This is a genomic window from Halorubrum sp. CGM4_25_10-8A, from assembly GCF_005435025.1.
Taxonomy (GTDB): Archaea; Halobacteriota; Halobacteria; order Halobacteriales; family Haloferacaceae; genus Halorubrum; species Halorubrum ezzemoulense.
Window position 1 is genome coordinate 22,157 of record NZ_SGTX01000024.1, and the last position, 6,211, is coordinate 28,367.

Annotated in this window: 9 protein-coding genes; all 9 read left to right on the forward strand. The window is 68.9% G+C overall.

Annotation, left to right across the window (positions count from 1 at the left end; translation table 11 throughout):
- On the forward strand, positions 1-867 hold the full coding sequence (phnC, locus tag EXE52_RS16540) for a phosphonate ABC transporter ATP-binding protein (RefSeq protein ID WP_089308376.1): 867 nt from the start codon (positions 1-3) through the stop codon (positions 865-867).
- A gap of 3 nt (positions 868-870) precedes the next feature.
- Positions 871-1,707: a phosphonate ABC transporter, permease protein PhnE gene (phnE, locus tag EXE52_RS16545; protein ID WP_089308375.1), complete on the forward strand. Its 837-nt coding sequence runs from the start codon at positions 871-873 to the stop codon at positions 1,705-1,707.
- Positions 1,707-2,501 carry a phosphonate ABC transporter, permease protein PhnE gene (gene phnE, locus EXE52_RS16550; protein WP_089308374.1) on the forward strand — a complete coding sequence of 265 codons (795 nt, stop codon included), beginning with the start codon at positions 1,707-1,709 and terminating at the stop codon, positions 2,499-2,501. Before phnE (EXE52_RS16545) ends, phnE (EXE52_RS16550) begins: the two co-directional genes overlap by 1 nt.
- 53 nt (positions 2,502-2,554) lie before the next feature.
- Positions 2,555-3,265 (forward strand): HAD family hydrolase, encoded by a 711-nt coding sequence (locus tag EXE52_RS16555; RefSeq protein ID WP_089308415.1) that lies wholly within the window; start codon positions 2,555-2,557, stop codon positions 3,263-3,265.
- 60 nt (positions 3,266-3,325) lie between these two features.
- Positions 3,326-4,486, forward strand: a complete 1,161-nt coding sequence (locus EXE52_RS16560; RefSeq protein WP_089308373.1) for a mechanosensitive ion channel family protein — start codon at positions 3,326-3,328, stop codon at positions 4,484-4,486.
- A 51-nt stretch (positions 4,487-4,537) separates the two neighbouring features.
- A complete protein-coding gene (locus tag EXE52_RS16565; protein ID WP_049930136.1) occupies positions 4,538-4,912 on the forward strand; it encodes an iron-sulfur cluster assembly accessory protein in 375 nt (124 codons plus the stop codon).
- 104 nt (positions 4,913-5,016) lie between these two features.
- Positions 5,017-5,262: a DUF5816 domain-containing protein gene (locus EXE52_RS16570; RefSeq protein ID WP_049930138.1), complete on the forward strand. Its 246-nt coding sequence runs from the start codon at positions 5,017-5,019 to the stop codon at positions 5,260-5,262.
- 117 nt (positions 5,263-5,379) lie between these two features.
- Positions 5,380-5,718, forward strand: a complete 339-nt coding sequence (locus tag EXE52_RS16575) for a hypothetical protein (RefSeq protein WP_089308372.1) — start codon at positions 5,380-5,382, stop codon at positions 5,716-5,718.
- Positions 5,719-5,789: 71 nt separating this feature from the next.
- Positions 5,790-5,990, forward strand: a complete 201-nt coding sequence (locus EXE52_RS16580) for a dodecin (RefSeq protein WP_049930142.1) — start codon at positions 5,790-5,792, stop codon at positions 5,988-5,990.
- The last annotated feature ends 221 nt before the right edge of the window (positions 5,991-6,211 follow it).

Consider the following 6,211-nt stretch of genomic DNA (forward strand, 5'->3'; position numbering starts at 1 on the left):
ATGCTCGAAACGGAGAAGCTCGGAAAGACGTACCCGACCGGCGACGAGGCGCTCAGCGACGTCTCCGTGCGGATCGACGGCCGCGAGGTCGTGGCGATGATCGGCCCGAGCGGGGCCGGCAAGAGCACGTTCGTCCGATGTGTCAACCGGCTAGTCGAGCCGACGGCGGGAAGTATTCGCCTCGACGACACGGAGCTGACGGCGCTGGACGACGACGGGCTGCGGAACGCGCGCCGGAACATCGGCATGGTGTTCCAGGAGTACAACCTCGTCGAACGGCTCACCGTGATGGAGAACGTGCTCTCCGGGCGGCTCGGCTACGTCTCGAACTGGGCGGCGCTCCGGCGGAACTTCCCGCCGGACGATGTCGAGCGCGCCTACGAGCTGCTGGACCTCGTCGGACTCAACGGCATGGAGAACAAGCGGGTCGACGAGCTCTCGGGCGGGCAGCGCCAGCGCGTCGGCATCGCGAGGGCGGTCGTCCAGGAGCCGAAGATTCTGCTGGCCGACGAGCCGACCTCCAGCCTCGACCCCGAGACCTCCCGCGACGTAATGGAGCTGCTCACCGACATCGCCGAGGACCGCGACGTGCCCGTGCTGATCAACATCCACGAGGTTGACCTCGCGGAGGCGTACGCGGACCGAATCCTCGGGCTTCACGCCGGCGAACTCGTCTTCGACGGGCCGGCGAGCGACCTCACCGACGAGTCGAAGGGCGTCATCTACCGGGGGGAGGAGCCGCCGGAGTCGGCCGTGACCGACCCGGACTGGCTGTCGGGGGCGAACGATGACTCGGGTTCGAACGGTGAGTCGAGCGCGCGGAACGGGCAGGATGCCGGTTCCGACCGCCTGCCCGCGGAGGACTGACCCGTGGCGACCGAGTCGTCCTCGCCGGCCGGGTCGGCGGGCGCGGCGGACAGACGGACGTGGCGACGGCCGACCGCGTTCCGGAACCGGTACACAAAGTGGGCAGTGTACGGGGCCGTCCTCGCGCTCGTCGTCTGGTCGGTGGCGAGCCTACAGATCACCCTCGGGCGGTTCCTCTCGGGACTCGGCTACGGCTACGAGCTGATCGACTCGATGCTGCCGCCCGAGACCGGCAGCGAATACACGCTCAGGCTGTTTGACCGCATGATCGAGACGATCGCGATGGCGATGGTCGCGACCGTCGCCGGGATCGCGATCAGCCTGCCGGTCGCGTTCGGAGCGGCCGAGAACATTTCACCGAAGCCGACCTACTACCTCAGTCGCGGTATCATCAGCGCCACGCGTGCCATCGACGGACTGATCGTCGCGATCGTCGCCGTCATCGCGCTCGGGTTCGGCCCGCTCGCGGGGATCGTCGCGATCAGTTTCAAAACGATCGGCTTCTTTTCGAAGCTGTTCGCCGAGGACTTGGAGGATATCGACATGGGTGGCGTCGAGGCAGTCCGGGCGACCGGCGCCTCTCGGTTCCAGAGCCTCGTCTACGGGGTCGTCCCGCAGGTCGTTCCGCGCTTCGCCGGGCTCGCCGTGTACCGCTGGGACATCAACATCCGGTCGTCGACGATCGTTGGGATCGTCGGCGCCGGCGGGATCGGCGTCCTCCTCCAGCGGGCCTACCAACGGTACGAGTACGACTACGTGGCGGCAATTCTCATCGCGATCATCGCGGTGGTCCTCGTCGCCGAGTTCGTGAGCGCCGTCGTCAGACGGAGGGTCCAGTGATGGCGGGCGCCACGCGCGAGTGGAGCCGGTTCGACGCGCGAGAGCGGCTCTTCCGGATCGGCGGTGCGCTCGTCGCCGTCGCCGTCGTGGTCGGCTCGTGGGAGTGGCTCGACATGAGCCTCCAGTACGTGACCACCGCGCCGGCGCAGGTCGGTGACCTCTTCGGGCGGATGGTCCCGCCGGACTGGGGCTACCTGCCGAACGCGGTCGGCCCGCTCGCCGAAACAATACAGATCGCCGTCGTCGGGACGATCGCGGCGGTGATGATGGCGGCCCCGGTCGCGTACATCTCCGCCGAGAACACGACGCCGAACCGGGCGACGTACGCGCTCGGGAAGCTCATCGTCACGGTCTCGCGGTCGGTCCACACGATCGTCTGGGCGCTGCTGTTCGTCGTGATGCTCGGGCCGGGCGCGCTCGCGGGCACCGTCGCGACCGCGGTCCGGTCGATCGGGTTCCTGGCGAAGCTCCTCGGCGAGGAGATCGAGGAGATCGACTTCGGGCAGGTGGAGGGGGTCCGGGCGACCGGCGCGAGTCCAGCCCAGCTGCTGATCTACGGGATCGTCCCGCAGATCAAGCCGGCCTTGGTCGGGCTCAGCGTGTACCGGTGGGACATCAACGTCCGCGCGGCGACGATCCTCGGGTTCGTCGGCGCCGGGGGGATCGGCGTCCAGCTGTTCGAGGCGATCGACTCGTTCGCGTGGCGGACGGTGTCGGCGCTGCTGATCGCCATCCTCGGCGTCGTGCTGGTGAGTGAAGGCGTGTCGGCGTACGCTCGACGGAAAGTGCGCTGATGCCGACCGCGAGGCGGAGCGACACGCGAACCGACGACAAAACGGAACCACACATGACAGCGATTCACGATACAGACGACCGGAACGACCGAGCGACCGACGGAGTCGTCCTCTTCGACATGGACGGCGTGATTCTCGACGGCTGGGGGACCGACGACGTCGTTCACAGCCGCGCGCTTGACGACGTGCTGGAGGAACGGGACCTGCGGGTGACCGGGGACCTCCGGCGTCCGCTTGAGACGCACGCGTACGACGACGACTTCCGAGGCGCCTGCGAGGAGTTAGGCGTCGATCCCGCGGCCCTGTTCCGGGCCCGCGAGGAGTGCGGCGCGAAGCGGTCCGTCGCCCGGCTCGCGGCCGGGACGAGACGGCTCTGCCCCGATGTCGACGCGATCGGCGAGATCGCCGAGCGCGTCCCCGTCGGGCTCGTGAGCAACAACTACCACCCGACCGTGGAGTTCGTCGTCGACCACTTCCGGCTCGACGCGTTCTCGTTCGCCCGCGGCCGCGACCTCGGTCCGGAGGGGTTCCGCCGCCGCAAGCCGGACCCGCACTACCTGAACGAGGCGCTCGACGCGCTCGACGCGAGCGCGGGGCTCTACGTCGGCGACCGCGCCACCGACGTGATCGCCGCCGAACGGGCCGGACTCGACGGCGTGTTCCTCAGGCGCGAGCACAACGCCGCCCTCGATCTCGATGTTGAGCCGACCGCGGAGATCGACACCCTCCGCGACCTCGTCGGCCTCGTCGAGACGACGCCGTGACCTGGTGAGCGACGCGTCCCCCGCAGAAACGGTTATCTTGCGGAGCCGCCTCGGGACGGTATGTTTCCGTCGCCGCTGACGCTGTTTGAGGGATTCTCCGCGCTGGAGGCGACGGTGGCGGTCCTCGTCGTCTCGGTCGCCGGCGCCTTGGCCATGGAGTTCGTCGTCCTCCGGGTCGCCCGCCGCTACGTCTCCCACACGGACACCGGCTACGACGACATCGTCCTCTCGTCGCTCCGCGCCCCGCTCGTCGTCACCGCCGCGCTCGCGGGAGTGTACGTGCTCACGCAGGTGCCGTCGGTCCGGACGTCGGTGCTCGTCGAGCCGCGGCTGCTCGACGCGGTGTTCGGGCTGCCGTCGCTGTCGGTGATCGTCCTCGTCTGGGCGTACGCGGCCAACGGCGTCGTGAACCGGCTCGTCGCCGCGGTCAACGCCGAGGGCGGCCGGTTCGACTTCGCGCCCGTCTTCTCGAACGTCTGGACGCTCGCGGTGCTGGTCGGGAGCGCCGGGACCCTGCTGTGGCTGTGGGGCATCGAGATCACGCCCCTGCTCGGTGCGGCGGGCGTCGCCGGCATCGCGGTCGGCTTCGCCGCGAAGGACACCGTCGCGAACTTCTTCGGCGGGATCGCGCTGTACTTCGACGACACCTACAAGATCGGCGACTACATCGTCTTGGACGACGGCACGGCGGGCACCGTGATCAAGGTCGGCGTGCGCTCGACGACGCTGCTCACCCGCGACGAGGTGTTGGTGACGGTGCCGAACGCGGCGCTCAACGCCTCGAAGGTGACGAACGAGTCTGCGCCCCGGCGCCGCCGCCGCGTCCGGGTCCCGATCGGCGTCGCCTACGGGACGGACGTGGACGCCTTCGAGGCGCTCGCGATGGATGTCGTGGGAGCCGAGCCGCTGGTCCTCGACTCCCCGAAGCCACGGGCGCGGTTCCGGTCGTTCGGCGACTCGTCGCTCCAGTACGAGATCCTCTGTTGGGTGAACGGGCCCACCCGTCGCCGCCGCGCGCAACACGAACTCAACCGGGCGCTGTACGTGGCGCTCGGCGACGCGGGCATCGAGATCCCGTACCCGAAACGCGACGTGACGGTCAGCGGGGCCGTCGGACCCGCGGCGGCCGCTCGCGACGGCGCGCCCGATCCCGAGCAGGAGCCGAACACTGACGCGGATCCGAGCGCGGACGCGGAATCGAGCGCCGACGCAGCGACCTGACCGGTCGCTCCCGCCGGCAGGGTTTTGAGTGTCGACGCCGAACGCGTTCGCATGAGTACCGAACCGGCCGACACCGGGACCGAGGGGAACGACCCGGCGATCGAGGTGACGCCGGACGCCGCCGAGGAGGCGCTCTCGCTCTTGGAGGGCGAGGGACTCGACACCGACATCGCCGGACTGCGACTGTTCGTCCAGCAGGGCGGCTGCGCGGGGCTGTCCTACGGGATGCGCTTCGACACCGAGCCGGAGGAAGACGACCTCGTCGTGGAACACCACGACCTCCGGGTGTTCGTCGATCCCGCGAGCAAGAACTACATCGGCGGGAGCACGCTCGACTACGAACACGGGCTTCAGGCGGCCGGCTTCGAGGTCGAGAACCCGAACGTCGTCTCCGAGTGCGGCTGCGGCGAGTCGTTCCGCACGTAGCGGTTCCCCGCCGTCACCGGGGCGGTTCCGGCCTCCGCTTCGTTTCCGTTTTCCCCCGACCGTCGAGTCCGCCGCTTAAGTCGCTCCGCCGGGTAGCGAGAGGTATGACGCTGGAAGCGACGACGACACCGGACGGGGAACGCGTGTACACCGACCGGTCGCGCACGGAGCGCGGCGCGGACGGCCCCTTCTACCTCGTGTTCGCGGACGAGGCGGGGGAGTCCCGCTGGGGGTTCCGCTGCGGCAACTGCGGGTCGTTCGACACCGCGATGGACACGATGGGCCGGATCCAGTGTACCGAGTGCGGAAACCTCCGGAAGCCGGACGAGTGGGACGCGGCCCACGAGTGAGCCTCCGGCGATGGGACTCGCTCGCGGCTCTCCGCGGCGTTCCCGGCCGCCCAGCCGGTTCTCTCTGTCCGAAATCGTGAGAAAGTTTATCACGGATGGTGCCGAACTTCGAGGTAGATGGCCACTGTGAGCATCCCCCCGACGACCGAGGCCAGAGACGTCTTCCGCGAACTGGGTTACACCGTCTCCGAGGGCGGACGCGAGTTCGTCGCGGAGCGCAAGTGGCGGCGCGTCCTCGTGACGGTGCTGTGTCTGGACGACGACGACCTCGACCCGTATCTCGAAAACGGGGGCGACACACCGCGACTCCGGTGTTTCGTCACGTGGCGCGACCGCGCGGCCGACCTCCAAGAGCGGCTCGTCGCCTCGAAACCTCCCTACGACTGGGCGGTCATCGGCATCGACCACGACGGCGAGGACTTCGCGGTGATGGAAGGCGCGCCCGGAAGTCCGTAGGGGTCCTCCAGCCACGGGCCCGTCCCGCGACGCCTATTTTTATCCCCCCGTGCGTCCTACCAGCACGTGACATGGTTTTCAAGAAAATCACGCTGATCGGGACGAGCGAGGAGAGCTTCGACGCCGCGGCCGACGACGCCATCGACCGCGCCGAGGACACGCTGGACAACGTCTACTGGGTCGAGGTCGAGGAGTTCGGCGTCGAGTTGGACAGCGCGGCCGACCGCGAGTATCAGGCGGAAGTCGAGGTCGCGTTCGAACTGGAGGGATAAGCGGTAGGCGGTTTTTTGATTCGCTCGTAGCTCCGAGCGGCGGTGTCGCCCGATTATAGATTGGTCTCGACGGATCGCCGTCGAACACCACCGAAGCCCCAGCTGCGAGGGCTCGCTGCGATCGCTGCGCGCCTCCGTCGGCCACTCCGTCCCCTCCCTCGGTGCTTACGTCGCGCGCCGTCGCGGCTGCCCCTTCGAGTCCCGCCCGCCCACACCACAAC